Origin of the sequence: Desulfatitalea alkaliphila, from assembly GCF_022968795.1 — a bacterium.
Lineage (GTDB): Bacteria > Desulfobacterota > Desulfobacteria > Desulfobacterales > Desulfosarcinaceae > Desulfatitalea > Desulfatitalea alkaliphila.
On the sequence record NZ_JALJRB010000002.1, the window covers coordinates 1 to 26,917 of the forward strand.

Sequence of the window (26,917 nt, forward strand, 5' to 3'; positions counted from 1 at the left end):
GCCCCACCCGCCTCCGTGCGAGAACAGGCGATATCGCTTTTACGGTGGAAAAACACCCTTTGTGGTCGGCGCGGCTGTAAGGGATTTCGCGTGATCACCATCACAATCGATGGGTGTAACCTTTCAACTTCAACCCTCTCTAGCTCCCTCAAATTCTTATAATCGCAAGAATTCATTAACTTAAAATTTAAAACGGCCCGGTAGGGCTTTGATGCGCTTCCTTCGTCAGCACATCCTATGGCTTATCGTTCGCCAGCACATCCTATGGTTCTGCACCCACCTCATAACGGCCCATGTGGGCCACACGGGCGAATACCCCCCCCGTAGGGGCACGGCATGCCGTGCCCTTGCCGGAGGATCGGGGCTGCCCGGGCACGGCGTGCCGTGCCCCTACGGTGGGTGCAATGCACAAGGCGGTTATGCACAATGGGTGGAAGCACCCATCCGCCACCCCCCCTCACCCACCTAAAAACGATAGAATTCATTAACTTAAAACTTAACACTATCTGTTAACAAAACTTACTTCCGCCGACCACGGAAGTAAAAGCCGATCCCGGTCAGGCCGAAGATAAGCCCCAAACCCGCCATGATGCCGTGGAGGCGGGAGTGGGGGGTGCTGACGGCGGTGTCGCCGGCCACGGTGAGGGTTTCGTCCACTTCGAAGGTGGTGTTGATGACATGGCCCATTCCCCCGTCGACCACGATGCGCCATTGGCCGGGGGTGTCGGGAATGAAGGCGAAATGACCGTTTTTATCGGTGCGGCCGTTCTGGTGTTCGATTCGGGATTCGCCGGGGGCGAAGATCTTGACGTCGCTGTAGGCCATGGGGTCGCCGTCGTCGTAGGTGGCCAGGATGGTGACGGTTTCGCGCGTGGCGATTTCCCACACCATGCCGTGGGCCTGAAGCATTGTGGGAAAGGCGAACAGGGCGAGCAACAAATGAATCCAGGTGCGCGGGTGCATTGCACTTACTCCTTTTGTGCCTTGTGTTTCCAGAAAAAGTAGAATGGCACGCCGCTGATCGCGATCAGCAGACCGATCAGGGCGTTGGTGGGGTTGTAGAGAAACAGCCGCACGCCGATCCAGGCGTAGGCCGCGATGAAGAGCAGCGGCGTGACAGGGTAGCCCCAGACTTTGAAAGGGCGCTCCAGGTCGGGGCGCCGGTGGCGCAGCACGAACAGGCCCGCCACGGTGGCCACCGAGGTGAGCAGCATGAAAAAGACGGTGTAGGCCAGCAGTTGGTAAAAGGTCCCCGCCAGCACCATGACCGCGGCCACGGCCGCCTGAACGACCACGGCCTGGTGCGGGGTGCGAAAACGGTGGTGGGCCCGCCCCACGAACCGGGGGAAAAGCCGGTCGCGGGCCATGGCGAAGTAGATCCGCGGGGCGGTGAGTATCACCGAGTTGAGGCTGCCGAGGATGCCCAGAAGGATCATGATGGAAAAGAAGATGGCGGCACCGCTGCCCAGCAGCGCCTCCGAAGCCCGGCGGGCGATGTCCACCATGCCGTCCATCTCCGGCACCGGCAGGGCGTAGAGGTAGAACAGGTTCATCAGCAGATAGAGCACGGTGACGACCAGGCTGGCGGCAAGCAAGGCCAGGGGCAAGGTGCGCTGGGGGTCTTTCATCTCACTGGCCACGTAGGCCGCCACGAACCAGCCGCTGTAGGTGAAGAAGACCGACACCATGGCCGGGCCGAACAGACCGCCGAGGGCGGCATCGGGCGCGCGGTGGGTCAGGTGGCCCCAATTGCCGGACCCCCAGAGAAAGCCGACGGCCAGGATCAGCACCATGGTGAGCAGGTTGAGGCCGCTGACCAGGTTCTGGGCCCGGCTGGCCCAGCGCAGGCTGACATAGTTGAGGAGGGAAAAACTGAAGATGGCCGCCAGGGCCGTCCCGTTCTTCATGCCGCTGCCGATTGCCTCCGGGTCCCGCACCACCAGGGGCAGCAGATATTCGGCAAGGCCCAGGCCGAGGGCGGCGATGGAGCCGGGATTGATGATGAAAAACCCCACCCATCCCACCAGGAAACCGGCCAGGGGGCCGTAGGCTTCCCGCAGGTAGACGTAATCCCCGCCCGCCCGCGGAAAGGCGGCCCCCAGTTCGCCGTAGGCCAGGGCGCCGAGGATGGTGAGCAGGCCGCCGAGCAGCCAGGCGCCCATGATCAGGCGCGCGTCGGGCAGCTCGGCAGCGATGAAGCCGGTGGTGGTGAAGATACCCACCCCCACCACGTTGCCCACCACGATCATCACCGCATCGATGGGCCGCAGGGTTTTGACCAGTCCGGCGTCGCTGGATGAGGCGGTGGGCATCAGCGCACCTGCAGGGTGAAGGCCGTGTTGTAACGGTCATCGTCGCACCGATCCGGTTCCGGGTGGGCGATGGTGTGGGAAAGGTGGATCAGCCAGTATGCGGCGCGATCCAGGACCAGGGTCGCTTCGCCTTTGTCGTCGGTGACGGCTTCCACGGCAAAGGGCTTCTCCTTAGGCGCTGTTTCCGCGTAACCGGCAAAGACCGCCCGCACGGGCATTCCGGCCAGGGGTTGCCCCCGGAACAGCACCCGCACCGACAGTTCGCTACCGGCCGTCAACCGGGCCGGATTGGCCAGGGGCACCAGTTCCAGCGGCAGCCCGGTGCCTGCTTGCGGATTGCGGTCCCCATCACCGGCCACCACGATGGTTTGGGCCTCGATTTTAAAAGCGGTGCACTTGATGGGGTTCTCCACCCCTTTTTTATCGGCCCATTTGCGTCCCTGGGGCGTGGTGGTGAAAACCCCTGGTTTGATGCGCGCGGCGACCTGATAGACCCCCGCCTTATCCACCTTCAGCTTGAAGGCGGGACCCTCCTCGGGTGCCAGCGCGATGGTGCGGCCATCGGGATCCAGCGCCCAGATTTCGGCCACCCGGTCTGCGCGCACCGATTCATCGGAACGATCCGCGCCGTATTTGTGTCCCCAACCGATGGCGATGGTGACGGTCTCCCCCACAGCCGGATAGTGGTTGTCCGGGTTGAGCCAGAGGTTATGGGCTTGGGCCGCGCCGGTCAGAACCAGCGCCAGGAGGCAGCAGAGCGTGATGGAAAATGTTTTTATCGGCATTTCAGTAGTCCTTCCATGGAATGCTGGTTGGTTCAAGGAAAAGTTAAAACAATCCGCCGGCAATCACCACTGGGATCGGCCTTCGAGAAAATCCCCGACATAGAGCAGATACTCGAAAGGCAGCCGGCCGGCGTCCATTTCGGCCAGGATGGTGTCCAGCCGGCCGCGCAGCACCTTTTCGCGTTCGGCGTAGCCCGCGCTCTGCACGATGGCCACCGGCGTGTGGGGCGGATAGTGCTTGGCCAGGGCGTCGATGAACGTTTTAAACTCCGTGCGCATGGTGAACAACACCATGGTGGCCTGGTAGGCGGCCATCCGCTCCACGGTCCAACCCGATGCCAGGATCACCGAGTGGCTGTTCTTGCCTTCGGTCACGCCGGTGGCCAGGGCCGCATTGCCTGCGTTGAGGGCGCTGAGACCCGGCACCACTTCCGTCGGCAGATCGGCCAGTTCGGTCAGGGTCCAGGCATTGGGGCCGTAAATCATGGGGTCGCCGCTGTCGAGCAGGGCCACCGTCTTGCCCTCCGCCACGGCGGCGCGAACCATGGCGGCGAACTCGGCCTGCTTGGTCTGGTACTGCTCGCAGCTCATCCGTTCGCGGGAACGCTCGGACGCGGTCACCGCGGCACAGTCACGTCCGTAAAAGGGGAAAAGGCGATGGTAGCCGTCCAATACTTGCTTGCCTTCCAGGTGGGCGGAGAAGCGCTCTTGCAGTCGCTGCCGGGCAAAAATCAGGTCGGCCTTTTCAATCACCGCCAAGGCCCGCAGGGAAGCAAGGTCGGCGTCGCCGGGCCCCATGCCCAACAGGTAGAATCGACCCTTACGGGCGTCGGCGGTCTTTGCGGGACGATATTGGGCCGTGTTCAGAGAGCGCCCCAGGTAGAACAGGGACATGTTGGCCTCCGCGGGGTCCAGGCGCTCGCCGATGTCGGCCAGGGTGCCGACGATCACCTTCTCCCGGTCCGCATGACCGGCGCGCACCACCACGGCGGCGGGGGTCTCGGCGGGATAAGCCGCCTGCAACCGCTGGAGCATGGCCGGCATCTCCCGGGGCATGAAGATCACCAGGGTCGCCTGGTCGTTGCCGGCGAAGTTTTCCAGGGTGTCCTTGCGGTCCGGGCGCTGGAAGGGAGCGGTGAGCACCACCTCTCCGAGGCGCACCTGCAAGGCGGCGTTGGCGGCGTTGAAGGCGCTGATGCCGGGCACCACGCCGGGATTCAGGTCGGCCAGGGCATGGAGGCTCCACATGGCGGGCCCGTAGATGGTGGGATCCCCGCCCGAGAGCAGCACCACATGCCGTCCCGCGGCCACGGCGGCCCGCACCCGGGCCACGAAATCGGCCTGCTTTTCCTGAAACTGCTCGCAGCTCATGGACCAGCGGCTGGGCTGGTCCGTCGGCACCGTTGCGCAGTCCCGACCGTAGTAGGGGAAGATCACCCCGTAACCGGCCAGGACCTGTTTGCCGTCGAAGCTCAAGAAGGCTTCCAGCTGCTCCTGTTGCCGGGGTTCGCAGAAGACGATGTCGGCCCGCGCGATGGCGGCCAGTGCCCGGGGGGTGATCAGGTCCACGTCCCCCGGCCCGGTGGCCACCACCTGGTAGCTGCCCGGCGCGGCGGGCGATCCTGCCGATGGTCCGGTGGCGGCGCAACCGGCGGCAAGGGTAATCACCAATAGCGCCAATGATAAGGCGGCGCACAAGCATTGAACGGGTTTTTGAGCATATGACATGGGATGTTCCTTTCTTGTGGTACGGGTCTTGCCGGAAATGGGTCGAGCGCTTCGCCCTGACCGGGCGAAGCGCCAACGAAATCATCGACAATGAACGGCGTTTTGCCGCCTCCGGACTTACATCTGAAGGTTGAGCGACACGCCGAACGTGCGGTCCGTGGCCGGGTGGAGCGAAGAAGTAAAATATTTCTCGTCCAACAAGTTCTGGATATAGAACTTCAGCCGGGCATTGCGTAGCGGCCCCGCCTGTTTGAAGAGTACCTGCTCGATTGCGAAATCGAAGACATTGTAGCCTGGGTTTTTCTGCTCATAAAAATCGTACAGATCCTCGTCCAGCACTTCTCCATTCCATATCTCCCCGGCCTCGGCGATCAGGTCGGACCGGGTGCGCACCTCCGCGCTGCGGTAGTTGTAATCGAGCTTCAAAGTGGTGCGGGCGAACAGGTCATAGCGCAATCCCGCCTTGAGGATGTGCTCCGCCCGCCGATCCGTTGCGTCATAGCCGGCCGGCTCTTCCCCCTTGTTGTACAATTTCTGCCAGGCATACCCGAGATAGAAAGAGAACGTGTCGGTCAAGTGACCGCCTAGATCCACGTCCACGCCGTGGCGTTGCATTTTCTCCACGTTGATTTTGTAATCGCTATAGCGCAGGGCCCCGGCATCGGCGCCCGAATATTTCGCATAGGAGCTGTTGGAGGCGATATAGTCCTTGATTTCGTAAAAACCGTAATTGAGGCGCAGCCCGATATCGCGCCACAGGCGGCGGTTGAGCATCAGGTCATAACCCATGCCGTGCTCGGGTTCGAGCCACACACCGGCGGGGCGGCCCTGGGGGTTGTAATCGCCGTGGGCGTCCGGTGCGCGCCAGATTTTGCTCACCCCGGCCGATAGGGAAGTGTCCCGCAGCCAGGGAGCCAGGTGGCCCATCCGCCAGGTGATGAAGGATTTGGGGATCAGTTCGTCCCAACGGCGCATGGTTGTCGCCTCACGCCCGGTAATCGCGCCCGAGCCGGTGACCCAGATGCGCAGGGTTTCATGACGCAAGCCCAGCTTAACGTCCACCATGGGCAGCAGACGCCACTGGTGCTGCACGAACCCGCCGGTCTTGCGGATGCGTTCATCCTTGTCGCTGCCGTCGAACATCTGGGTCAGGTCCATGCCGATGGTGGTCTCGTGCCGGTCGGTCCAGCGGATGGCATCCATGATTTTCACGCCCTGGGACCACCAGCTGGTCACGCCTGTATTGCGACTGGTTTGTGCTTCGTCGTTGTAATAGTGCCGTCCCCGAGTGGACTTGCTGTGATAGGCGCCCAGTTGCAGACGCCCGATGGGCAGATTCTGGGCGTAGCCGAGTCGGTATTCATGGGATTCGCCGTCCCAGGTGGGTTTCTGCCAATCACTGAAGGCGCCGCTCTCGGTGGTCGGATAATCCGGATCGTAATCATCCGCGCCGGGGATGTTTTTGATCGCCGCCTGGCGTTTCACATCGGAGTAAGCCGCGCTCAACTTGAGATATCCATTCAGCGGCAGAACCAACCCCAACCCTCCGGAGTAGTTATCGATTTTCGTCTCGGTGTTGCGCAGGTAGCCATCGGTACGGTAATGACGATACCCGAAATCATACGAGAGCGCCTGCACTGCGCCGTTGACAGCCAAGCTGTGATTCTGCGTGTTGTAGGAACCATAGCTGGTGTTCAGACGAGCCGACGGTTTCAGGGTATCCCGCAGCCGGGGGGGCGCGCTTTTGATATTGACCACGCCGCCGATGCTCTTGCTGTCGTACAAGGCCGAATGGGGGCCGGGCAATAGCTCGATGCTTTCCACCGTGTGGGAAGGCAGCGTGGCCCAATCCACGACGTTACTGGACTTGCGGCCACCCGTTTTCTGCACGGTCATCCCGTCGATGGCGGTGACGAAACGGCCGCTGTCGAACCCCCGCATGTAGACCGTGTCCACGCCCGGGTCAAGGCCCGTGTCACCGCGAAAATCGATGATGCTCTGGGTTTGCAGCAGGTCCACAACGCTTCCGCTTTCTGTGATGGCGTCGAATTTTTCCACTTCGATGACCGTTTGCCCGGGCGCAAGTTGCAAACCGGGCGCGCCGACCTTTTCCGTGACGGTCATATCCTCGATCTGCTGGACTTCCTGTTCCGTTTCCGCAGCGCGGGCCTCAGTGGCGGCCGCCAGCAGCCATAAAAGGCCGACCCCCAAGAGCGCGCACTTTCCGATGCCTTGTCCTTTCACTGTTCTCTCCTTTTCCGTTGTTTACCGACTTCCATTGCGGTTCGGAACCGGCCGGATCAGGCAGGGGCCCGCGAGGCATCGTGCAAGGTCTTGTATTCAGAGCTCATGGCAAAAAAGGCCGCATTTCACGCTTCCTTGATTCAGGCCGTTGCAACCCGATGCCGAACACCTGAAATGCGAATCCATTTTTTGCGCGCCCCGACCACGATGACCATGCCGATGTGGCGTGCTTCAACTCCTGCCGGGTCGTCCATTCCCCATTTGACGCCCGGAAAGCTTCGGTGATATTCTGACAACCGAAGCTCCCTTCACCGGGAGGTTCATCCCATGACAGCCGCCCCACCCCTGGCCGGAGGGCGGCTGTCTTTTCTTCCTGTATTTGGCGTTCTCAAGCTTGCAACGCCTGCAGGCCATCCTTTTCTCAACCTTCTACGGCGCCAGAACGATGCGGTGATCCACCAGGCACATGCACTTGATCGCTGCCCGGACGACCTTCTGCTCGCCGAAAATGTTGACCATCCGCAGGGAGCCGTCCGCCTGCGGTTCGATGACATCCACGGACGCCAGCAGCAGATCTTCCCTACCGTTTTGTTCCATGTACACATTGGCTTCACACATGGTGCGGGCCCTCCTTCGGTTTAATGTCGGTACCGGTTGGCTGCAACGAGCGCGGCGCAAGGCGGTACCGTGTGCGTGTCGCACACCTTGGGCGGCAGGTCTTGCCGGCCACCCTCAATTGGCGCGTGACTGTTGGTTTTGCAAACGCCGCATGGCCGTCAGGGCCGGTTTGCGCTGGCGCTCGAATCGGGCCGCCCGCTCGAAGGCCTGGCGGCTGGCGGCCCAGTCCTCCGTTCGCCAGGCGGCATACCCCGCCATCAGCCAGGCTTGCCCGGCCTGACGGCTGTTGCGCGCCGCCGCCCGGCGATAGGCGCCGGCCGCTTCGGCATACCGTTCCATTTCGTAGAGCAGATCGGCCCGCAGCATCAACAAATCAGGGTCTTCACCCGACGCGGGGTGGCTTTCCAGCCGGGCCAAGGCCGCATCAGCCCGGTCGATTCGGCGCAAGGCGGTCACCAGGTGCCGCACCACCCGTTTGTCGGCCGCTCCAGCCTGCAGCAGGGATTCATAAAGGGGTGCGGCCCGGTCCGGAATACCCACCTGCAGGTGCAAATCGGCCAGCAGCTGCTGCTCTTCGCGGGTCAAGTCCGTCAGGTAGCTGTAAACAATCATGGCCACCAGAGCGGGGGCGTGGTCCTGGGTGTTGAGATGCAGGTGGGCCTTGGCCTTCCACCATTTGGCCAGTGTGGGGGCCTCGTCCACCAAGTCCCGCGCAAGGGCCAGGGCGTCGGCGTGCATCTCCAGTTGCATGTACTGGTGAAGCAGGATCTCCTGCCATTGAATCCGCTTGTCGCCGTCGTAGATGCCGGCCAGGCGGCGAATGTGGAACAAGGCCCGACGGGGCTGGTCGTTGCTGAGCAGGGCATGGACCAGGTGTTCGCGCCACTCCGGCCGCATTTGCTCGGGATGGCGTGCCAGCAGTTGATCGAAGCGGGCGACGGCTGCATCGTACTGCCGGGCCATGAGGTGACTCGCGGCACTCAAATAGAGATGCTCGGCATCCTTTTCTTCGCCCTTTTCGTAGGCCATGAAAAAACAACGGGCCGCTTCGGCGGGGGCATCCAGTTCATAGTGGGTCTTGGCCAGGTTCAGCCAAGCGGGCACCCAATCGGGATGCAGACCCACCGCCTGCTCAAAGGCTTGTCGGGCCCGGCCGTGGGCCGCTTGCAGCAAATAAGCGTTGCCCAGGGCGAAATGGATCATGGGATGGGAATAGACGGCATGGGGCGTGCCGTCCCCCCCCTCGGTCGATCGGCCCCGGGCTTCGAAGGCCAGCAGTTTTTCCACCGCTTCGTCGACCTTTCCCTTGTCCATCAATCCGCCGGCCTCGCCCAGCACCACGCGCACCGCCGCTGGAAGATCTTGGGGATCCCAGATCGGCGCCGCGGCCGTGACGCAGGGCCAAAGCACCAGACCCACCAGCGCCGACAGCAACACCCGGCGCCACACCATGTCCCCTTTTGCCGTTCTCATCGAATTTCTCCTTGCCTTGAAACACGGGGCGAAGACGGCGACAACCGCCCGCCTCGCATTGACGTCCCCCACTGCCCACCAAGGCCGGTTCATTCCAATTCAAAATGAAGCGTCGTTTCGGCCCACACTTTCACCGGGCGACCGTCCACGGTGCCCGGCTCGAATCGCCAGCCGCCGACGCAGCGCATCACGCTCTGGTCGAACACGCCGGGCGGTTCCGCCTCCCGAATGGTGATCTGCTCCACTCGCCCCTGTTCGTTGACGATGAAACGCACCGTCACCCATCCCTGGATGCCCTGGCGCCGGGCGTTGATCGGGTAGACCGGCGGCATGCGCGACAGCACCAAGAGTTGCCGGTCCAGGTCCCCCGCCTCGAACACCCCCGGATGTAAATCCATGGCTGAAAGGTCGAAGACGGGCAGGGCCAGGGTACCCGGCCCGGCGGGCAAACGGGGCGCCACTTCGAAGGGCAACTGCAATTTCGCCGTCTGCTGCCGGGGCGGCCGGGGCGCCTCATCGGGTGCGACCGTCTTGGGTGGTTCGGGCAGCTCCGGCGCAGGTCGCTCCGGCGGTGTTTCGGGCCGTTTCAGACGGATCACCTGAATTTGCGGCACCAACGTGTCATAGCCGCGCGCCGCCGGCACCGGCCGCGACAGATACGGCATGAACCCGAACAACAGAAGGTTCACTCCCACCGCCACCAAAACGGCCAAAACCCACACCCGCCGGCTATCCCCCATCCCCGAACCCAATGCTCACACCTCTCAACCCAAAAAACCCAACAAACCCAATAAACTCAACAAACTCAACAAACCCAACCCCCTCAGCGCTCCTCCGGCAACCCGGCGGCCAGGGAGACATTGTACGCCCCGGCCATGCGGCACCCGTCCATCACCTGGATGGCGGTGCCGGTGTGGCTGCTGCGATCGGCCACCACCACCACGGCCCCTTCCGGGTTTTCAGCCAGCGCGCGCTCCACATTGGCGCGCACGGCACGGATGTCGATCTCCCGGCGATCCATGAACACCCGGTTGTCCGGGTCGATGGCGATCAGAATGGTGGCCTTGGGTTGACTCGCGGCCGTCGCCGCGGTGGGCCGAGTCACCTCGATGCCCGTCTCCTTGACGAAACTGGTGGTGACCAGAAAAAAAATCAGCAGAATGAACACCATGTCGATCAACGGCGCGATGTTCAGCTCCGTGCCGGCGCGGCTTCTTTTTCGGGTGGCACTGATGTTGAGCATGACGAAATCTCTCTTTGCAAATTGAGTCCCACGGAGGCGATGCGTTGTCCCACGATGCGGGCCCGGCGCTCGAGAAACCCTTTCATGTAGAGCCCGGGAATGGCCACGATCAGTCCTGTCTGGGTGGTAATCAAGGCCTGGGAAATACCGCCGGCCATGGCCTTGGCATTGCCCGTGCCGAACACGGCCAACACGTCGAAGGTGGCGATCATGCCGGTCACCGTGCCCAGCAAGCCCAGCAGCGGCGCCACCGCGGCCAACACGCCGATGAGGGCCAGACGGTGGGTCAGGGCACGATGGAGCCGCTGCACCGTCGCGTCAAGCATCGCCCGGTCCAATGCGGGTCGTCCGGAGCGGTGAACGACGAATTCGCCGACCAACAGAGCGACGGCGCCTTCGGCGTATTGCGGCGCAGGAAGGCGATTTTCGCGCACACAGATCCGGGCCTGGTCAGCCGGCATGTTGCGCCGCTCCAGACGGCGGAAAAACAACACCCGCTCGGCGATCAGCAGCCACATCAACACACTCACCACCACCAGCGGCGCCATGACCGCACCGCCGGCACGCAGGTAGTCGCTGAGCAGCACGAGGCCGTTTTGCAACCAGGCCGTCATGATCGGCCTTGATCCCCGTCCAATGGACGGTGCCGGTCCACCATATTGATCAGGGCCACCGCCTTCTCCTCCATGTTGCCGACCATGTTGTCCACGCCCCGGCTCAGCAAGGTGTGGGCCAGCATGATGGGGATGGCCACGGCAAGGCCCAGCATGGTGGTCACCAGGGCTTCGGAAATGCCGCCGGACATCATCCGCGGATCACCGGTGCCGTGCAGCGTGATCACATGAAAGGTGCCGATCATGCCGGTCACCGTACCCAGCAAGCCCAGCAGCGGCGCGATGGCGGCCAGCATGCCGAGGGTGGAAAGCATGCGTTCCATGGGCGGCACCTCTTTCAATATGGCTTCCTGGAGGGCGTTTTCCATCTCGGCGCGGGCCATCCGGCCATATTTCAAACCGGCGGCCAGCACCCGGGCCACCGGTTTACCGACGTGGGTGGCGCACAACTCGCGGCAGGCATCCCAACGGCCCTCCCGCACCAGTTGGTCCAGCCGTGCCATCAAGCCTTCGTCATCCATCCGCCGGCGCCACAGAAAAAAAGTGCGCTCGGCCACGATGATCAGGCCGACCAACAGAATGAGCAGAATAGGGATCACGATGGGGCCGCCCTGGGGCACCTGCTGCCACAGGCGCAATTGATGGGTCAATTGGCGCAGGGCGCCGCCGCGGGAGATGTCCATGGGCACCGCCTCGGAACGGCCGTCCAAATAGCCGTCGATCTGTTTGCGCATGCCGCGGGCGGGCAGGCGTGACAGGGCGAACAGTTTGCGGCTGTCGGGGGAATAGTTGAGAAACCCCGTTTCTTCAGCGGTACGGTAGGCGGTGGTGAAATTGCCCAGAACGAGTATCTCGGCCTCGGTCTCATGGCCGCCGCGGTCCACGATGGTGCCCCGGGTGCGGCGCACCTGGCCGGAGCAGAGAATGTAGTCGTGCAGCATGTCGGCCATGCGCCGGATGTCGTCCATTCCGGGAAAAAGGGCCTGATCCGCGATGTCCCGCAAAAAGGCGAGATCAGGCGGGTTCAAGGCGGTTTGGGGACTCTGGGCAAGCAACCCTTCCAGGTCCTTGGCATTGACCCGCACCGCGCCGACCATTTCGCGCACCATGCTGTCGGTTTCCGCCAACCGGCCGTCAAGATCCTGCTCGGTTTCGGCAAGATCGCTGCGCTGTCGGTCCAGCGCATCCACCTCGGCCGTCAACCGGTCGTTGCTCTGTTTGAGCGCGGCGACGGCGCGTGTCAAGGCATCGCGGTCGGCCACGATGCGGGCCCGACTCTCGGCCGCCGCCGCCTCGGCCGCCCGCTTTTCGGAGGCGGCTTTCTCCAACAGTTCTTGGCGGGCCCGTTCGGCCTGCACCTGCCGCTCGCGCATGTCCTCCGCCGCAAGGGACATGGGGGCGCTAAGAAGCACGCCGGCCAGAAGGATCAAAAACAATCGTCCGGTTCTCATTCGGCCACCATCCTCCCCAGCGGCAGGGTCAACAGCTCCACCGGTTTCTGACGGGCGCCGATCGCCAGCGCTGCCTGAATGGCCCGGTTGTGCCGGTCCGGCAAGGGCTGCCACGCCTTGGCGGCCACATCGTACACGCCGCACTGCCGACCATCCAGGGTTTGGTAAAAAAGGCCCAGACGGCCGAGGCGGAAGATGTCCACCAACACCCCGTTGCCATTCAATGCAATGGTCTGCTGGTACACCTCGATGGTGTCGCCGTACTCCGCCTCCACGAACCAGGCCTCCATGGTTTTGCGCAATTTTTCGCTGATGGCCGTGTCGGGGTCCTCCATCATGACGCGCAACCCCTCCAGACGCCGCCGCCGCTCCTCGGGCAAAAAGGGCGCATCCGTCGCGATCAAAGCCGCCAGGCGATCCACCTGGTCCTCCAGAAAAGGCCGGATGCGGGTGGAAAGCGCCTCGATGTCCGCCAACTGCTTCTCCTTGCTTGCCACACGGGTCCGGGCGGCTGCCACGGCTTCACTTAAAAGCGCTGTCTGCTCGCGCAGCTGCGCTTGCGCCTGTTCCAGCGCATCCAGTTCCGCCACCAACGACCTGCGTTCCTCCCGCCATTGCTCCTCAGCCGCCTGGGTCTGCTGCCGGAGGGTCACCGCTTCACCCACCGAGCGCTCCACACGCCCCCCCAGGTCGGCCGCGGCGGGCAACACCCAACCGGCCCCGGCCACCATCAATACCAAAACCACCTGGACCCAAAAAATTACTGCCGAGGGTTTCAAAAATGCCTCCCTTGTGTCTCTCGTCCCGGCACCCGGAAGTGGGGCCGAAAAAAAAGGCCGGGAAGGTCAGATAACGGGATTCTTCCCGTTCCGACCTTCCCGGCCTTGGTGTCTATGTCCACTGCGGCAGCATTCAACCCCTGCGGGATTCAAGCTGCCATATTTTTTAAAATCGGCTTACCCGATCACACCGCGCCGATCAAGGATCGACCCAGCAACCTCACGGCGGATCAGGCTGCGGCGTCTTCATGACGCCATTAGAACAACCAGCCTGTGCATACCAAAACCAACCGCACGGGTCAAGTGGGTTGATTGGGTTTGTTGGGTTTTTGAATCGTTTGCATCCCGTAGGGGCACGGCACGCCGTGCCCGATAGGACCCGATCCTCCCGTAGGGGCACGGCACGCCGTGCCCGATAGGACCCGATCCTCCCGTTCGGGCACGGCATGCCGTGCCCCTACGATTACGGAAAGAGGACCCCCTGAATCCATGCCAGGCCCCATTGCAGCCACGGTCCATCATCCTCTGCCGCCAGCGGCGGCGGCCCACTGGGTTCTCCGGCCGGCAGGCTGTTCTGCGAAGCGGCGGCCTTGAGACCATCCAAATCGTAGAGCGCCATCAAAACCCACTGCCGTTGACCGGGCGGCAGAGGACCGGGCAAATATTGGTTTTTGCGGGCGATCAGCTCCATCAGCGCATCGTTGGCCGCCAAGCCGGCGGTCAATTCCTGATCGTCGATCCAGTCCGCCACCGTCCGGCGCTGCGACTGCTCAAAGCCCCGGCAGTGGGGTTCGCGCAACAGGGCATAGTGAACGGTCAACCGTCCATCCGCCCGGTTGCGATGCAACCCCCGCGCCAGTGGATAGAGGCGGCAGGAGGTGGGGCGGGCCGGGTAAACACGGCACCCTTGGGCAGTGACAAACGGGCACCGCCCGTCCGACCGGTCGCCGAAGCGCAGGGTCACCACCGGCAGACCGCTGGAAGGTCCTGTGTGCACGGCGGCGTAGTCCCTCGCGAAAATCTGCCACGAAAGGCCCAGATAGCGCCTCAATTGCAGCACGTCGTAAGGAGTGAGCGCCTGGTTCAAATCCCGGCAGCACGCATTGAAACAGGGTACGCCGGGATGGCAGTCGAAGGTGAAGGTGTCCTCGGGCGCGACAGCCGAAATCTCAGGCGAATCCATTGATTCCATAATGCCTCCACGGTTGTTTCGGACCAAAACGTCACCATAACCTCCCGCCGGCCCGGATGCAATGGGCGAAGGGATTTTCCGCCCCTACATCTTGTGATTCGGCCGGCGCATTGCGCCACATGTGGAAGAAGTGTCGCAACATCGCGCCACAGGCCCGACCGACCGACCCGTTTCGCCAAAAATCGTTGACAAGCCTGCCCTCTGATGATATTCATCTAATCTTGTTTGATTTATAACTTATTGAATTTATGATAGAAATTTCGTCGCAAAACATACGGTGCCGCTCCTGCGGCACGATTCGGCGGCACCGTCGCGGCAAAAAGAACATATCCATCCAGCGACTGGAAAAAACCGTCAACAAGACACCAAAATGAAGGGAGGTGTGGGAAACAACCGCTTGATCCAGATTTACAAGAACGGAGTCCATTGGTTCAATTCGTGAAACCAACTTTAGGAGGTATCGTAAATGCCAAGTTTTGTCATTCAGGAAAAATGTGACGGGTGCAAGGGTGGCGACAAGACCGCTTGCATGTACATTTGCCCCAACGACCTGATGGTCCTCGACCCCAACGCCATGAAGGCCTACAACCAAGAGCCGGATCAGTGCTGGGAATGCTTTTCCTGCGTAAAAATTTGCCCCACTCAGGCCATCGAAGTGCGCGGCTATGCCGATTTCGTGCCCCTGGGAAGCTCGATCATGCCCATGATGGGTACCGAGGATGTGATGTGGACCTGTAAGTTCCGCAATGGTCTCATCAAACGCTTCAAGTTCCCCATCCGGACCACTCCCGAAGGCGCCGCCAACGCCTACGACGACCTGAAAGGCAAGGACCTGGAAAGCGAACTGCTCTCCACCGAAGAGGCGGACGGCCGCACCTTGCCGACCCCCCAGGCGACCGTGTAACGGCAGGTTTTCAACCCATTTGAATGAACGAAACTTTTCGAACTCATCATTTAGGAGGATAGATTATGGCAATTCCGAATAAACCCAAGGGTGAACTCAAGGCCGTCCGGGACCCAGCGGTGGAAGAGCGCGAAGTGGACATCCTGATCGTCGGCGGAGGCATGGCTGCCTGCGGTACCGCTTTTGAGATCAAAAAATGGCTGCAGCCCGGCCAGACCGTGCTGCTGTGCGACAAGGCCGCCATGGAACGTTCCGGCGCCGTGGCCCAGGGCTTGTCCGCCATCAACACCTACATCGGCGACAACACGCCGGATGACTATGTCCGCATGGTGCGCAACGACCTGATGGGCCTGGTGCGCGAAGACCTGATCTTCGACCTGGGTTGCCACGTGGACGATTCGGTTCACCTGTTCGAAGAGTGGGGCCTGCCGATCTGGAAGAAATCCGAAGAGGGCAAGAACCTCGACGGTAAAAAAGGCCAGAAGATGGGCACCCTGAAATCGGGCGCCAAGCCGGTCCGCACCGGCAAATGGCAGATCATGATCAACGGTGAGTCCTACAAGCGCGTCGTGGCCGAGGCCGCCAAGAAAGCCCTGGGCGACGACAACATCATCGAGCGCTGCTTCATCGTCGAGCTGCTGCTGGACGCCAACAAGCCCAACACCATCGCCGGCGCCGTCGGCTTTTCGGTGCGTGAGAACAAAGTCTACATCATCAAGTGCAAAACCATGATGGTCGCCTGCGGCGGCGCGGTGAACATCTACCAGCCGCGTTCGGTGGGCGAGGGCAAGGGCCGCGCCTGGTACCCGGTCTGGAACGCCGGTTCCACCTACACCATGTGCATGAAGGTGGGCGCCGAGCTGAGCATGATGGAAAACCGTTTCACCCCGGCCCGCTTCAAAGACGGTTACGGCCCCGTGGGCGCCTGGTTCCTGCTGTTCAAGGCCAAGGCCCTCAACGGCCTGGGCGAGAACTTCGCCGCCAGCGATGCCGCCAAGAAGGAGCTGGAAAACTATGCACCTTACGGCACCGCCGCCATCACCCCGACCTGTCTGCGCAACCACTTGATGCTGTTCGAGATGAAGGCCGGCCGCGGCCCGATCATCATGGACACCGTCACCGCGCTGAACGAGCTCGGCAAGACCATGGACAAGAAGGAGCTCAAGCATCTGGAGTCCGAAGCTTGGGAAGACTTTCTCGACATGACCTGTGGTCAGGCCAACCTGTGGTGTGCCCAGGACTGCGAACCGGAGAAGAAAAATTCCGAAGTCATGCCGACCGAACCGTACCTGCTGGGTTCCCACTCCGGCTGCTGCGGCCTGTGGGCCTCCGGTCCCGATTTCGACTGGATTCCGGATGCATATAAAGTTAAGGCCGACAACGGCAAGGTTTACAACCGCATGACCACCGTCAACGGTCTGTTCACCGCCGGCGACGGCGTGGGCTGCTCCGGTCACAAGTTCTCCTCCGGCTCCCATGCCGAGGGTCGCATCACCGCCAAGGCGATGGTCCGTTACGCCAAGGACCATGCCGATTTCACCCCGACCCTGAAGCAGTCCAAGGAAGAGCTGGTGGACCTGATCTACAAACCGGTCCGGACCTACCTGGACAACGTCGCTTACACCACCGCCGAGGACATCAACCCCAACTACATCAAGCCCAACGGCATGATGTACCGGTTGATGAAGGCCACCCACGAGTACGGGGCCGGCACGGCGACCTACTACCTGACCAGCAGCAAGAACCTGGAGATCGTCATGGATCTGCTGGGCACCATGCGCGAAGATTGCGAAAAGATGGCTGCCGGCGACCTGCATGAACTGATGCGGGCCTGGGAAATCGAGCATCGCATCTGGACGGTGGAGGCCCACTTGCGGCACATCCAGTTCCGCAAAGAGACCCGCTACCCGGGCTTCTACTATCAGTCCGACTACCCCGGACAGGACGATGCCAACTGGTTCTGCTTCGTCAACTCCAAGTACGATCCGGCGAAGAAGGAATGGGATGTCTTCAAGAAAGACTACATCAAGATCATTCCGGACTAATGGGCAGGTGTCTGTTGTGCACTGAGTGCTGACACATAAAACCTCCAGGCGCCTGGCGCCTGGAGGTTTTTCGTAAGTGGTGCCCATCGGATCGAGGCGGCACGCAGCCAGGTCCCACCGGGCACCCAACAAAAACGCATACCGACGCCTGCCGCGCCTATCCGGTTCAGGCGATATTCCCTTTGAGCCGCAGCAGGTGGCGGCGCACCCTGGATCGTGGGTGCCTGGCATCCCCTGAAACGTGAAGTTGAATGTTGGAGCACCGCTTTTTGGGCAACACCCCCAGGATTCAACTGCACGGTTCAGGATTCAAGGGTATCGCCTGAGGGCCGCATCCCGCGGCGGGTCCGAACCATTCTTACCAAATCTTGAATGCATGGAGGGACAGCATGACAAGTGAAACCAAAGCCCCCGCAGGTGGAAGCATTGTGGTGGTCGGCGGCGGCATCAGCGGCTTGACCACGGCCATCGAAGCCGCCGAAGTGGGGTACGAAGTTTACCTGCTGGAGAAAAACTCCTATTTGGGCGGTCGGGTGGCCCAGCTGAACCAGTATTTCCCCAAATTGTGTCCACCGACCTGCGGCCTGGAGATCAACTTTCGTCGCATCAAGGACAATCCCCGTATCAAGGTGCTCACCTTGGCCGAGGTGGAGAAGGTGGAAGGCACGCCGGGCAACTACACGGTCTCGGTACGGATCAATCCCCGCTTCGTCAACGAGAAGTGCACCTGTTGCGGCGCTTGCGCCGAGGCCTGCGGCACCGAGCTGAGCGACGATTACAATTTCGGCATGAACACCCGCAAGGGGGCCTACCTGCCCTTTGAAATGGCCTTTCCGGCCCGCTTCGTGCTGTCGCCCCAGATCATCGGCACCGACGACGCCCGCAAGGCCAAAGAGGCGTGCAAGTACGACGCCATCGACCTGGAAATGAAACCCAAGACCTTCGATCTGCAGGCCGGCGCCATCGTCTGGGCCACCGGCTGGGAGCCCTACGATGCCAAAAAGATCGACAACCTGGGCTTCGGCCAGTACGACAACATCATCACCAACATGATGATGGAACGCCTGGCGGCCCCCAACGGCCCCACCAAGGGCAAAATCGTCCGGCCTTCGGACGATGCGGAACCCAAGAGCGTGGCCTTCGTGCAGTGCGCCGGCTCGCGGGATGAAAATCATCTGCCCTACTGTTCCTACATCTGCTGCATGGCCTCCCTCAAGCAGGCCACTTACGTGCGCGAACGCTATCCCGATGCCGAAATCCACATCTTCTACATCGACCTGCGCGCGCCGGGCCAACGCTACGAGAAATTCTACAAAACCATCAAGGAAGACGCGAAAGTCCATTTCATCAAGGGCAAGGTCGCCGAAGTGATGGAAGATCCGGCCTCCAAGGCCGTGACCGTGGTGGCGGAAAACGCCGTGACCGGCGAAAAGATGCGACAGACAGTGGACCTGGTGGTCCTTGCCACCGGCATGCAACCGACGGCCGCCAATGCCAAACTGCCCGCGGACCTGAAGTACAACGCCGACGGGTTCATCATCAATGATTTCGAGCAGGGCGGTATGTTTGCCGCGGGATGTGCCAACAAGCCGGCCGATGTGGTCTCATCCAACCAGAACGCGACCGGCATGGCCCTGAAAGCCATCCAAACCTTGGCAAGGAAGTAGGAGGTCATCCATGGATAAAAAGTATGGTGTCTATATTTGTGAAGGTTGCGGGATCGGCGACTCCCTGGACGTCGCGGCCCTCAAGGCCGTCGCCGACGATGAAGGGCTGACGGCCAAAACCCATCCCATCATGTGCGGCCCCGACGGTGTCGCCTTCTTGCAAAAGGAGATCGCGGACGGCGTCAACACCCTGATCCTGTGCGCCTGCTCGCGCCGGGTGCATTACGATACCTTCCGTTTCGACGGCTGCATCATCGATCGCGTCAACCTGCGCGAAGGCGTGGTCTGGTCCCATCCGCGGGACAAGTACCCGGCCCTCACCGAGGAAGAGAAGGGGGATGAGGACAATTACGACCGCGTGCAGATGATGGCCGAAGACTACATTCGCATGGGCATGGCCCGCGTGGAGAAGGTCAAGCTGCCCGAACCTTATGTTCTGGACAATATTTCCCGCAAGATCCTGGTCATCGGTGGCGGCATCACCGGCATGAGCGCGGCCCTGGATGCGGCCAACGCCGGTTTCCAGGTCACTGTCGTGGAAAAAGAGAACCAACTGGGCGGCGCGGCCCTCACCTGGCGCAGCCAGCTGCCGGTGGCCGATCCCTATGATCAACTGATCCCGCCAATGGTGCAAAAGAAGATCGAGGCCGTCAAAGCCAATGCCAACATCACCGTCAAAACCGGCACGGTGGTGGCCCGCCTGGCAGGGCAACCGGGCGAATTCACGGTGACCTTCAAAAAGCCCGGCGAAAAAATCGATTTCGACGTGCCCTATCCGCTGCCCCCTGAGATGCAGGTGGACGAAAGCGGCAAGGAACTGGATGCCGAGACGCTGCACGCCAAGTACCTGGAGTACAACGAAGGGCGCAAGGACATCCTCACCCTCGACCCCAACGGCGAGCTTTACGGCGCCGTGGTGCTGGCCGCCGGTTGGCGTCCGGCCAAACTAAAGGGCGACGAATACGCCCACCTGGGTTACGGCGCCATTCCCGATGTGATCACCAACGCCGATTTCGAAGCCCTGGCCAAGAAGGGCCGCATTCTGCGCCCCTCGGACGGCAAGGAAGCCAAGTCGGTGGTCTTCGTGCAGAGCCCCGGCAAGGGGGAAGATGACAGCGACTTCGACTATGCCGGCGCCGTCACCAGCCTGGTGGCCCTCAAGCAGGCCAAGTACGTACGCGAGGATTACGCGGACGGCAAGGCCTTCATCTTCTATCAGCACATGCGCACACCGGGCCTGAGCGAGAATTTCTACAAGAGCATTCAGCAGGATCCGGGCATTTTCATGACCAAGGGCAACGTGCTCAGCGTGACCAAGAGCGGCAACGCCCTGGTGGTCGAAGCCTCCGACACCCTGCTGGGCGAACAGCTCAAGGTCAAGGCGGACCTGGTGGTCCTGGCCGCCGGCATGGTGCCGGCCACCAAGGACGATCCGGTGGTCAACATGGCCTATCGCCAGGGCCCGGCCTTCCGCGATAACGACCTGTTCAACGGCTATTGCGACTCCAACTTCATCTGCTTTCCCTACGAGACCCAGCGCACCGGCATCTATGCCGCCGGCGCCGTCCGCCGCAGCATGACCACCGACGAAGCCATGGAAGACGCCGCCGGCGCCGCCCTCAAGGCGATTCAGTGCATCGAGTCGTCCAACCGCGGTGTTGCGGTTCACCCCCGCTCCGGCGACATGACCTTCCCCGACTTCTTCTTCCAGCGCTGCACCCAGTGCAAACGGTGCACCGAAGAGTGCCCCTTCGGCGCCCTGGATGACGATGCCAAGGGGACGCCCAAGCCCAACCCCACCCGCTGCCGCCGCTGCGGCACCTGCATGGGCGCTTGCCCCGAGCGGATCATCGGCTTTGCCGACTACAACATCGACAGCATCGGCTCCATGGTCAAAGCCATCAAGGTGCCCTCGGAAGACGATTACTCCGAACCACCCATGCGCATCCTGGGCTTGGTGTGCGAGAACGACGCCTACCCCACCTTGGATATCGCGGCCCTCAACCGGATCGGTTATTCGGCGGACGTGCGCCTGATACCGGTTCGCTGCCTCGGTTCGGTCAACGTGATCTGGATCAAGGATGCCCTGTCCCAAGGCATGGACGGCGTGTTCCTGATGGGCTGCAAGCATGGGGACGACTACCAGTGCCATTTCGTCAAAGGCAGTGAATTGGCCAGCATCCGCATGAAGAAGATCGGCGATGCGCTGGCCAGCCTGGCCCTGGAAATGGAGCGGGTGGCCCAGTTCGACATCGCCATCGACGAATACGACAAGGCACCCCAACTGATCAACGAATTCGTGGAATCCATCGAGGCACTGGGCCCGAACCCCTTCAAGGGTTTCTAACACCGCCGCTTGATGGACGGACAAACATCATTCAATGAACCTTTGAATGGATCCACATAGGAGGAAATCGCATGTCCGATAGCTATTTTGTCGACCCCGATGTCGGCTTTATCAAGGAAGTGTCCCAGCTGGGCGGGCAGGACCTGAAAAAGTGCTTCCAGTGCGCCACCTGCTCGGTGGCATGTCCCATCAGCCCCGACACCAAGCCCTTTCCCCGCAAGGAGATGATCGCCGCCTCCTGGGGGCTCAAGGATCGCCTGGTGGGCAGCGCCGACATCTGGTTGTGTCACAACTGCGGCGACTGTACCGCCTTGTGCCCCCGGGGCGCCAAACCCGGCGACGTGCTGGGCGCCTTGCGGGCCTACGCCATCAGCGAATACGGCGCCCCCAAAATCCTGGCCAAGTCGGTCAACGATCCCAAGAAGCTGGTGCCCCTGGCACTGCTGCCGGCGGTGCTCTTCCTGGTGGTGGGCTTTCTGTGCAACATCCTGTTCGGCGTCCAGTGGCTCAACTTCCGGCCCGGCGGCGACACCATCGTGCACGCCAACTTCTTCAGCACCTGGCTGGTGGACATCATCTTCATCCCCACCTTCTTCTTCGCCGTCGTCGTTTTCGCCCTCGGCCTGAAGCGGTTCGTGGCCGATATTCACGCCAATGCGCTGTTGGAGGGCAAAACCACCAAGGAGAAGATCGACCCGGTCGGATTCGTCCAGGCCCTGGTCCGGACGGTGCCCACCATTTTGCAGCACAAGAAGTTCACCGAGTGCGGTGAAAACAAGGAGCGGGCCACGCCTCACATGATGGTGCTGTTCAGTTTCATCGCCCTGTTCATCGTCACCAACATCTTTTTCGTGTCCTTGTACATCTTCGGCCAGCATGGACCCTACTCACAACTCAACCCGGTCAAATGGCTGGCCAACGTGGGCGGCATCGCCCTGATCATCGGCTCCGGCATGATGATCATCCAGCGCCTGTCCAACAAGGAGCAGGTCAGCAGCTATAAAGACTGGTGGCTGCTGGGGCTGGTCTTCGGCCTGGGCGTCACCGGCATGCTGGCCCAGCTGACCCGCCTGGGCGGCCTGGCGGGCGTCTCCTATTTCATCTATTTCGTCCACCTGATGTTCGTGTGGTATCTTTTCGCCTACACCCCCTTCTCCAAACTGGCCCACTTGGTCTATCGCACCGTGGCCATGACTTACCTGGAGTGGTCGGGACGCAAGTAGCAAGTACTATTTAAAAACGGGGCATTGCCGAAAAAGAACCGGCAATGCCCCGTTTTTATTTGTGGCAAGATCCAACAATGCGTGCCTGAAAGGATGGTGCAGGTTTAGGGCGCGCGACCACAAAAATGGGGAAGGTGCGCGGCACCTTCCCCATTCTGATTTTACTTGTTCCTGACTTTACGGAGGATTAATCACCCGTTGCGGCCTTGTGGGTCTTGATGGCCACCTTTTCGGTCAACCCTTCATAGTACGCGCGCAGGATCTCCACGACCTCGTCACGGCCGAAGTGATCGGGCAAATTGCCGCCTTCGCTGAGCAGCTTGCGCAGCATGGTGCCGGAGAGCAGCACGCGGTCTTCCTTGCCGTGGGGGCAGGTGCGCAGGGAGGCCATGCCGTCGCACTTGTAGCAGTAGAAGGTCCAGTCGATCTTCAACGGGGAGCACAGCAGCGCCTTGCCCGGTTCGGACGGGGTCGGGATCTTGTCGAAGATGGTCTGGGCTTCGAACATGCCGTAAAAGTCGCCCACACCGGCGTGATCGCGGCCGATGATCATCTTGGAGCAGCCGTAGTTCTGGCGGAAGGTGGCATGCAGCAGACCTTCACGCGGACCGGCATAACGCATGTCCAGCGGATAACCGCCCTGGACCACGTTCTTTTCCACAAAATAGCCTTTTACCAGGGCGTCGATGCACTTGACGCGCACCGAGGCGGGAATGTCGCCCGGTTTCAGGTTGCCGACCAGGGAGTGGATGTAAACGCCGTCACACACCTCCACAGCGATCTTGCACAGGTACTCATGGGAGCGGTGCATGGGGTTGCGCAACTGCAGGGCGGCCACTTCGGCCCAGCCACGCTCTTCGAAGATGGCGCGGGATTCCGCCGGGCGATGGTAGACCCCCTTATAACGGGTGGGGTAGTCCCCTTCGCTGAGCACCTTCACCGGACCGGCCAGGTTGACCTCTTTCTGCTGCATCACCATCTGCACGCCGGGGTGATCGTCTTCGGCGATTTTCCAGAACTCCTCGGCGGTTGGGGTGCCTTCGCCCATGAAAATCTTTTCGCATTCCCACTTCTTGTTGGCCTCGGTCATCGCGAACTTTTCAGTGACCTTCATGGTGGCCATGATCTCGTCGCCCTCAGGGTCGTACAGCGCGATCTCCTCGCCTTCCTTGATGGCATCGGCATCGGCCTTGCTCACGTCCAGCGTCACCGGGACCGGCCAGAAGGTGCCGTCGGCCAGGGTGTAGTTTTCGCACACGCTTTTCCAGTCGGCTTGGGTCATGAAGCCGGTCAGGGGGCTGAAGCCGCCGATACCGATCATGATCAGGTCGCCTTTGATGCGGGGCGAAATGGTGACTTTCTTGAGGCCCGCCGCTTTTTGCTTTTCGGCTTCCAGCGCAGCACCTTCCAGCAGGCAAATGGTCAAGCCTTTGCCGCCATGGGGAGGAATGAGTTTTGACATCTGTTGATCTCCTTTCGCTTTTATATTGATTTCAGTAGGTAGGACCACCTTCAGGGCATAGTAGGGCAACTCTGATGCAAAGGCGTATCTTTAACGGGGAACCGGGTTTTTGTCAAGTTTATTCCGGCGCAGGCGGGCAATCCCGAAAGCGCATGGTGCACTTTTAGTGACCGGCATCATCGAAACTGAAATCGAAATCGATTCAGTTCAGTTTTGCGCGAGTGGCACCGGCAACTGGTTGCCAGTTTTGCGCAGCAACAAGAGGTCATGAGCTTCACCATCGCCACCGGCAAGGCGTTAGCGGGGCCAACCCCCCCACACATCTAAACGACAGAATTCCTTCAACTTAACACTTGATGGTCTCGTAAAAAGTCGGAATTTTCAATTTTCGACGCTGTAAGTACCTAAATTTATACGATGGCAATTTGCAAAAACACCGTTTTTGGGACTTTTTACGAGGCCATCAACACTTAAAACTTAAAACTTAAAACTGGCCCGCGAGGGCCCGCACCCGTTGTGGTCAATTTCCCCGGGTTGTGCTATGGATGCGCAATAACCAACGGTGCACGCAAGGAGGCGTCTTCATGACGGGTCGCTCAAAGCAGGCCAACAAATCCGAAATTTTGGCCAAAATCAAAACCTTGCCCGCCCTGGAACCGCTGAACGAGCAGGACCTCAAGCAGTTGCTGCGCATCAGCAAGATCGTCCGCTACGATCCGGGCGCGCTGATTGTCGACGAAGGGGATTACGAAGGCTGGATCTACTATTTGATCTCGGGGCGCGCGCGTATTGTCAAAAAAGGGGCGGAACTGGCCACGCTGCAACGCACCGGGGATGTGTTCGGCGCGGTGGGCAATATCGAAACGGGAGAACAGGCGGTATCGGTTTATGCCCTGGACGAAACCATCTGCCTCAAGATCAACATGTCCCATGTGGACGGGCTCCCCACTGAAAACCGCTATGTTTTCCGCTACTTGATCTTCCGCGGCTTTGCCGAGGTGCTGGCCAAGCGGTTGCGGATCACCACCGACAGATACCTGAAGGCCAAGGAAGAGATCGAAAGGCTGAAAAAGAAGCGGAGGTGAGAAGGATGGCGGAGAGAGAGGGATGCACCTGACACATGCCCTTACGACCGGATACGCCACCCCCTGTCAGGCAACCATTCGTTTTCAAATGAAATATTCGATTTCAAGCTGTCGATGACAGGCAGAATGAAGACAACGACGTCGGCGATAACGGCAGACAGATCGACAATCGGAATGTCGGGCTTTGACTTTTTGACAAAGGCTTTCCATTGCACTGTTTTCTGAGGATCGGCGTAAAAAGCGGGCGTGAACGCAAAGGGTGTTGACGCCGGAAATGTCGTGCGCCGCCGGCCGAAGGTATTCTCCAGCGCATTTTGCAACACCTTCCCCTCGAACGAGAAGAGCCTCGAGACCAGCCAGAGATCATAAAAGTCCTTCATCCGGCTGTTCGCCAGACCGAGTTTGACCATTGCTTCCACCTTTTCGGCCACCAGCGTATATCGGGGATAAGCCTTCAAAAGCGGTGAGGGCGCGTCAAAAAGGGTCGGATACTCGATTTTTTCAGGGGCCGGCGTTATCGCATCCCCAAAGCCGATATCGACCCGGAGAGGAATCCGGGCCCGACTGAGCATACCGATCAAGGTGATTCGCACACCGTCGTACTCCTGGTCTTCGCGGATCTCCTCCGCACTCAGGGATTCCGGCAAATAGATCATGCCGTCTCCCTGAGACTCGACGCGGCAGATCTTGCGGAACACGTTCGCGAGCTGTTCGATCTCGGCATTGCCGAATCCCAGAAGATCCGCATCCCTGGTGACACGGTAATTCCGTCCTTTCCAGACCAGAAACAGACTGGCTCCTTTTAGAACGAACCGGTCATTGTGAGGCGAGACGCTGAGCCGGTAAAGCAATCGCTCCATGCCGTACCGGGAAAGCAAAAGATTGAAATCTTCATTGTTGGTTTTAGCGCGGTTCAGCAGCCGCCGAAAGATTGAATGAGCATCGTTTTTGTTGTTCCGGTTCATACAGTCGCCTCCAGATATGGGCGCATGATTTTCGACACTCGGTCGACTCCGGCAGCTTCGACCAGCTCATCCATGGTGACCTTACGTGAACGCCATGCTTCGCGGAGCGCTTCAAGGGCAACATCCAGACCGACCTTGTTTCGAAACTTGAAGCAGTCAGCCACCGTCTTGGCAGGGCTGTATATTTTAACCGCCACACCGTTGATGACATGCTCCTGAATACCGAACGAATAGGCTGGGCCTGAAACATAGGTCAGGTTAAGCGGTGGGTATTTCACATCCGGCCGCCATGAGCCTCTCGGGATGGTCAGCCATATCTCGTGGGGAATCTGGGTGGTCACCTCATGGTAGCTCAGGGCGGAAATGAGACAAACGACGGCGTGAGGCAGCCTTTTCGCAACCTCCGCCAGAGATGAGCACTCCGTCACGGGCGCTTCCGGAAGGGTGTAGAGTCCCACAGCGCTCTTCTCCAGCAGACCTTCCTTGTGCATTCGGTACAGGTAGTTTCGGGAAATCCCCACCGCCTCGACGTCCTCGGCCCGGATAATCCCTTTTTCCCTGGCAAGTTCCAGTATCTGCTGTTGTCGACGCATGGAATCTCCTTGTGCAAATCCTATTCAAATATACACAAGTGACGAGGATTTGCAACATTTGCGTTGGCGGTCAAGCCAATCCCCCTGCTTGCATCAATACGGGCCACAAAAATTTCCAATCAGAACTGCAATCGGAAGAAACAATGTTGGTCAAAGAGTGGACTTTCGGGAAACTCGAAAACGAACA

General features: G+C 60.7%; 22 protein-coding genes. 6 read left to right on the top strand and 16 right to left on the bottom strand.

The features are described 5' to 3' along the window. Positions 1-519: 519 nt before the first annotated feature. The 13 genes from MRX98_RS01935 to MRX98_RS01995 form a co-directional block, all read right to left on the bottom strand. On the bottom strand, positions 520-963 hold the full coding sequence (locus MRX98_RS01935; protein ID WP_246902547.1) for a DUF4198 domain-containing protein: 444 nt from the start codon (positions 961-963) through the stop codon (positions 520-522). A gap of 5 nt (positions 964-968) precedes the next feature. Beyond that, the gene (locus MRX98_RS01940) at positions 969-2,312 is read right to left on the bottom strand and encodes an APC family permease (RefSeq protein WP_246902549.1); all 1,344 of its coding nucleotides are present in this window, start codon (positions 2,310-2,312) and stop codon (positions 969-971) included. Then, positions 2,312-3,097 (bottom strand): DUF4198 domain-containing protein, encoded by a 786-nt coding sequence (locus tag MRX98_RS01945; RefSeq protein ID WP_246902551.1) that lies wholly within the window; start codon positions 3,095-3,097, stop codon positions 2,312-2,314. Before MRX98_RS01945 ends, MRX98_RS01940 begins: the two co-directional genes overlap by 1 nt. Before the next feature lie 63 nt (positions 3,098-3,160). Further along, positions 3,161-4,825 carry an SAM-dependent methyltransferase gene (locus MRX98_RS01950; RefSeq protein ID WP_246902553.1) on the bottom strand — a complete coding sequence of 555 codons (1,665 nt, stop codon included), beginning with the start codon at positions 4,823-4,825 and terminating at the stop codon, positions 3,161-3,163. Positions 4,826-4,942: 117 nt separating this feature from the next. After that, positions 4,943-7,069, bottom strand: coding sequence for a TonB-dependent receptor (locus tag MRX98_RS01955; RefSeq protein ID WP_246902555.1), 2,127 nt, complete (start codon positions 7,067-7,069; stop codon positions 4,943-4,945). Between the two features lie 429 nt (positions 7,070-7,498). Next, complete coding sequence (locus MRX98_RS01960; protein ID WP_246902557.1) at positions 7,499-7,687, bottom strand: CooT family nickel-binding protein; 189 nt, start codon at positions 7,685-7,687, stop codon at positions 7,499-7,501. 114 nt (positions 7,688-7,801) lie between these two features. Further along, positions 7,802-9,160 carry a tetratricopeptide repeat protein gene (locus MRX98_RS01965; protein WP_246902559.1) on the bottom strand — a complete coding sequence of 453 codons (1,359 nt, stop codon included), beginning with the start codon at positions 9,158-9,160 and terminating at the stop codon, positions 7,802-7,804. A gap of 89 nt (positions 9,161-9,249) precedes the next feature. Then, entirely contained in the window at positions 9,250-9,900 is a 651-nt protein-coding gene (locus MRX98_RS01970) for an energy transducer TonB (RefSeq protein WP_246902561.1), read from the bottom strand. 83 nt (positions 9,901-9,983) lie between these two features. Beyond that, on the bottom strand, positions 9,984-10,403 hold the full coding sequence (locus MRX98_RS01975) for an ExbD/TolR family protein (protein ID WP_246902563.1): 420 nt from the start codon (positions 10,401-10,403) through the stop codon (positions 9,984-9,986). Next, positions 10,352-11,017 carry a MotA/TolQ/ExbB proton channel family protein gene (locus MRX98_RS01980; RefSeq protein WP_246902565.1) on the bottom strand — a complete coding sequence of 222 codons (666 nt, stop codon included), beginning with the start codon at positions 11,015-11,017 and terminating at the stop codon, positions 10,352-10,354. The genes MRX98_RS01975 and MRX98_RS01980 overlap by 52 nt, the downstream gene beginning before the upstream one ends. Then, complete coding sequence (locus MRX98_RS01985) at positions 11,014-12,468, bottom strand: MotA/TolQ/ExbB proton channel family protein (RefSeq protein WP_246902566.1); 1,455 nt, start codon at positions 12,466-12,468, stop codon at positions 11,014-11,016. Before MRX98_RS01985 ends, MRX98_RS01980 begins: the two co-directional genes overlap by 4 nt. Continuing rightward, complete coding sequence (locus tag MRX98_RS01990) at positions 12,465-13,247, bottom strand: DUF3450 domain-containing protein (protein WP_246902569.1); 783 nt, start codon at positions 13,245-13,247, stop codon at positions 12,465-12,467. Before MRX98_RS01990 ends, MRX98_RS01985 begins: the two co-directional genes overlap by 4 nt. A gap of 463 nt (positions 13,248-13,710) precedes the next feature. Beyond that, a complete protein-coding gene (locus MRX98_RS01995) occupies positions 13,711-14,439 on the bottom strand; it encodes a YkgJ family cysteine cluster protein (RefSeq protein WP_246902571.1) in 729 nt (242 codons plus the stop codon). Positions 14,440-14,905: 466 nt separating this feature from the next. Between MRX98_RS01995 and aprB the strand changes: the two genes are divergently transcribed. From aprB to qmoC, 5 genes are all read left to right on the top strand, one after another. Further along, on the top strand, positions 14,906-15,343 hold the full coding sequence (gene aprB, locus MRX98_RS02000; RefSeq protein WP_246902572.1) for an adenylyl-sulfate reductase subunit beta: 438 nt from the start codon (positions 14,906-14,908) through the stop codon (positions 15,341-15,343). Positions 15,344-15,408: 65 nt separating this feature from the next. Beyond that, positions 15,409-17,388, top strand: a complete 1,980-nt coding sequence (gene aprA / locus MRX98_RS02005) for an adenylyl-sulfate reductase subunit alpha (RefSeq protein ID WP_246902574.1) — start codon at positions 15,409-15,411, stop codon at positions 17,386-17,388. A 389-nt stretch (positions 17,389-17,777) separates the two neighbouring features. Beyond that, positions 17,778-19,055 (top strand): CoB--CoM heterodisulfide reductase iron-sulfur subunit A family protein, encoded by a 1,278-nt coding sequence (locus MRX98_RS02010; protein ID WP_246902576.1) that lies wholly within the window; start codon positions 17,778-17,780, stop codon positions 19,053-19,055. Positions 19,056-19,065: 10 nt separating this feature from the next. Further along, positions 19,066-21,402 carry an FAD-dependent oxidoreductase gene (locus tag MRX98_RS02015; protein ID WP_246902578.1) on the top strand — a complete coding sequence of 779 codons (2,337 nt, stop codon included), beginning with the start codon at positions 19,066-19,068 and terminating at the stop codon, positions 21,400-21,402. A 71-nt stretch (positions 21,403-21,473) separates the two neighbouring features. After that, positions 21,474-22,625, top strand: coding sequence for a quinone-interacting membrane-bound oxidoreductase complex subunit QmoC (gene qmoC, locus MRX98_RS02020; RefSeq protein ID WP_246902580.1), 1,152 nt, complete (start codon positions 21,474-21,476; stop codon positions 22,623-22,625). A 187-nt stretch (positions 22,626-22,812) separates the two neighbouring features. Here the strand turns inward: qmoC and sat are convergent, their stop codons facing one another. Then, on the bottom strand, positions 22,813-24,087 hold the full coding sequence (gene sat, locus MRX98_RS02025; RefSeq protein WP_246902582.1) for a sulfate adenylyltransferase: 1,275 nt from the start codon (positions 24,085-24,087) through the stop codon (positions 22,813-22,815). Between the two features lie 584 nt (positions 24,088-24,671). On the opposite strand from sat, the gene MRX98_RS02030 reads away from it, so the two are divergent. Next, entirely contained in the window at positions 24,672-25,172 is a 501-nt protein-coding gene (locus MRX98_RS02030; protein ID WP_246902584.1) for a cyclic nucleotide-binding domain-containing protein, read from the top strand. A 41-nt stretch (positions 25,173-25,213) separates the two neighbouring features. Here the strand turns inward: MRX98_RS02030 and MRX98_RS02035 are convergent, their stop codons facing one another. Then, positions 25,214-26,137, bottom strand: a complete 924-nt coding sequence (locus MRX98_RS02035; protein ID WP_246902585.1) for a nucleotidyl transferase AbiEii/AbiGii toxin family protein — start codon at positions 26,135-26,137, stop codon at positions 25,214-25,216. Continuing rightward, the gene (locus MRX98_RS02040; RefSeq protein ID WP_246902587.1) at positions 26,134-26,730 is read right to left on the bottom strand and encodes a type IV toxin-antitoxin system AbiEi family antitoxin domain-containing protein; all 597 of its coding nucleotides are present in this window, start codon (positions 26,728-26,730) and stop codon (positions 26,134-26,136) included. The genes MRX98_RS02035 and MRX98_RS02040 overlap by 4 nt, the downstream gene beginning before the upstream one ends. Between the last annotated feature and the right edge of the window lie 187 nt (positions 26,731-26,917).

Excerpts from the sequence above, each read along its gene's own strand:
- MRX98_RS01965 (WP_246902559.1), bottom strand. The coding sequence starts at position 9,160 with ATGAGAACGGCAAAAGGGGACATGGTGTGGCGCCGGGTGTTGCTGTCG.
- sat (WP_246902582.1), bottom strand. The coding sequence starts at position 24,087 with ATGTCAAAACTCATTCCTCCCCATGGCGGCAAAGGCTTGACCATTTGC.
- MRX98_RS01985 (WP_246902566.1), bottom strand. The coding sequence starts at position 12,468 with ATGAGAACCGGACGATTGTTTTTGATCCTTCTGGCCGGCGTGCTTCTT.
- MRX98_RS01975 (WP_246902563.1), bottom strand. The coding sequence starts at position 10,403 with ATGCTCAACATCAGTGCCACCCGAAAAAGAAGCCGCGCCGGCACGGAG.
- MRX98_RS02010 (WP_246902576.1), top strand. The coding sequence starts at position 17,778 with ATGACAAGTGAAACCAAAGCCCCCGCAGGTGGAAGCATTGTGGTGGTC.
- MRX98_RS01935 (WP_246902547.1), bottom strand. The coding sequence starts at position 963 with ATGCACCCGCGCACCTGGATTCATTTGTTGCTCGCCCTGTTCGCCTTT.
- MRX98_RS01980 (WP_246902565.1), bottom strand. The coding sequence starts at position 11,017 with ATGACGGCCTGGTTGCAAAACGGCCTCGTGCTGCTCAGCGACTACCTG.
- MRX98_RS01970 (WP_246902561.1), bottom strand. The coding sequence starts at position 9,900 with ATGGGGGATAGCCGGCGGGTGTGGGTTTTGGCCGTTTTGGTGGCGGTG.
- aprA (WP_246902574.1), top strand. The coding sequence starts at position 15,409 with ATGGCAATTCCGAATAAACCCAAGGGTGAACTCAAGGCCGTCCGGGAC.
- MRX98_RS01960 (WP_246902557.1), bottom strand. The coding sequence starts at position 7,687 with ATGTGTGAAGCCAATGTGTACATGGAACAAAACGGTAGGGAAGATCTG.
- MRX98_RS01950 (WP_246902553.1), bottom strand. The coding sequence starts at position 4,825 with ATGTCATATGCTCAAAAACCCGTTCAATGCTTGTGCGCCGCCTTATCA.
- MRX98_RS01995 (WP_246902571.1), bottom strand. The coding sequence starts at position 14,439 with ATGGAATCAATGGATTCGCCTGAGATTTCGGCTGTCGCGCCCGAGGAC.
- qmoC (WP_246902580.1), top strand. The coding sequence starts at position 21,474 with ATGTCCGATAGCTATTTTGTCGACCCCGATGTCGGCTTTATCAAGGAA.
- MRX98_RS01940 (WP_246902549.1), bottom strand. The coding sequence starts at position 2,312 with ATGCCCACCGCCTCATCCAGCGACGCCGGACTGGTCAAAACCCTGCGG.
- MRX98_RS02015 (WP_246902578.1), top strand. The coding sequence starts at position 19,066 with ATGGATAAAAAGTATGGTGTCTATATTTGTGAAGGTTGCGGGATCGGC.
- MRX98_RS02030 (WP_246902584.1), top strand. The coding sequence starts at position 24,672 with ATGACGGGTCGCTCAAAGCAGGCCAACAAATCCGAAATTTTGGCCAAA.
- MRX98_RS01945 (WP_246902551.1), bottom strand. The coding sequence starts at position 3,097 with ATGCCGATAAAAACATTTTCCATCACGCTCTGCTGCCTCCTGGCGCTG.
- MRX98_RS02040 (WP_246902587.1), bottom strand. The coding sequence starts at position 26,730 with ATGCGTCGACAACAGCAGATACTGGAACTTGCCAGGGAAAAAGGGATT.
- aprB (WP_246902572.1), top strand. The coding sequence starts at position 14,906 with ATGCCAAGTTTTGTCATTCAGGAAAAATGTGACGGGTGCAAGGGTGGC.
- MRX98_RS02035 (WP_246902585.1), bottom strand. The coding sequence starts at position 26,137 with ATGAACCGGAACAACAAAAACGATGCTCATTCAATCTTTCGGCGGCTG.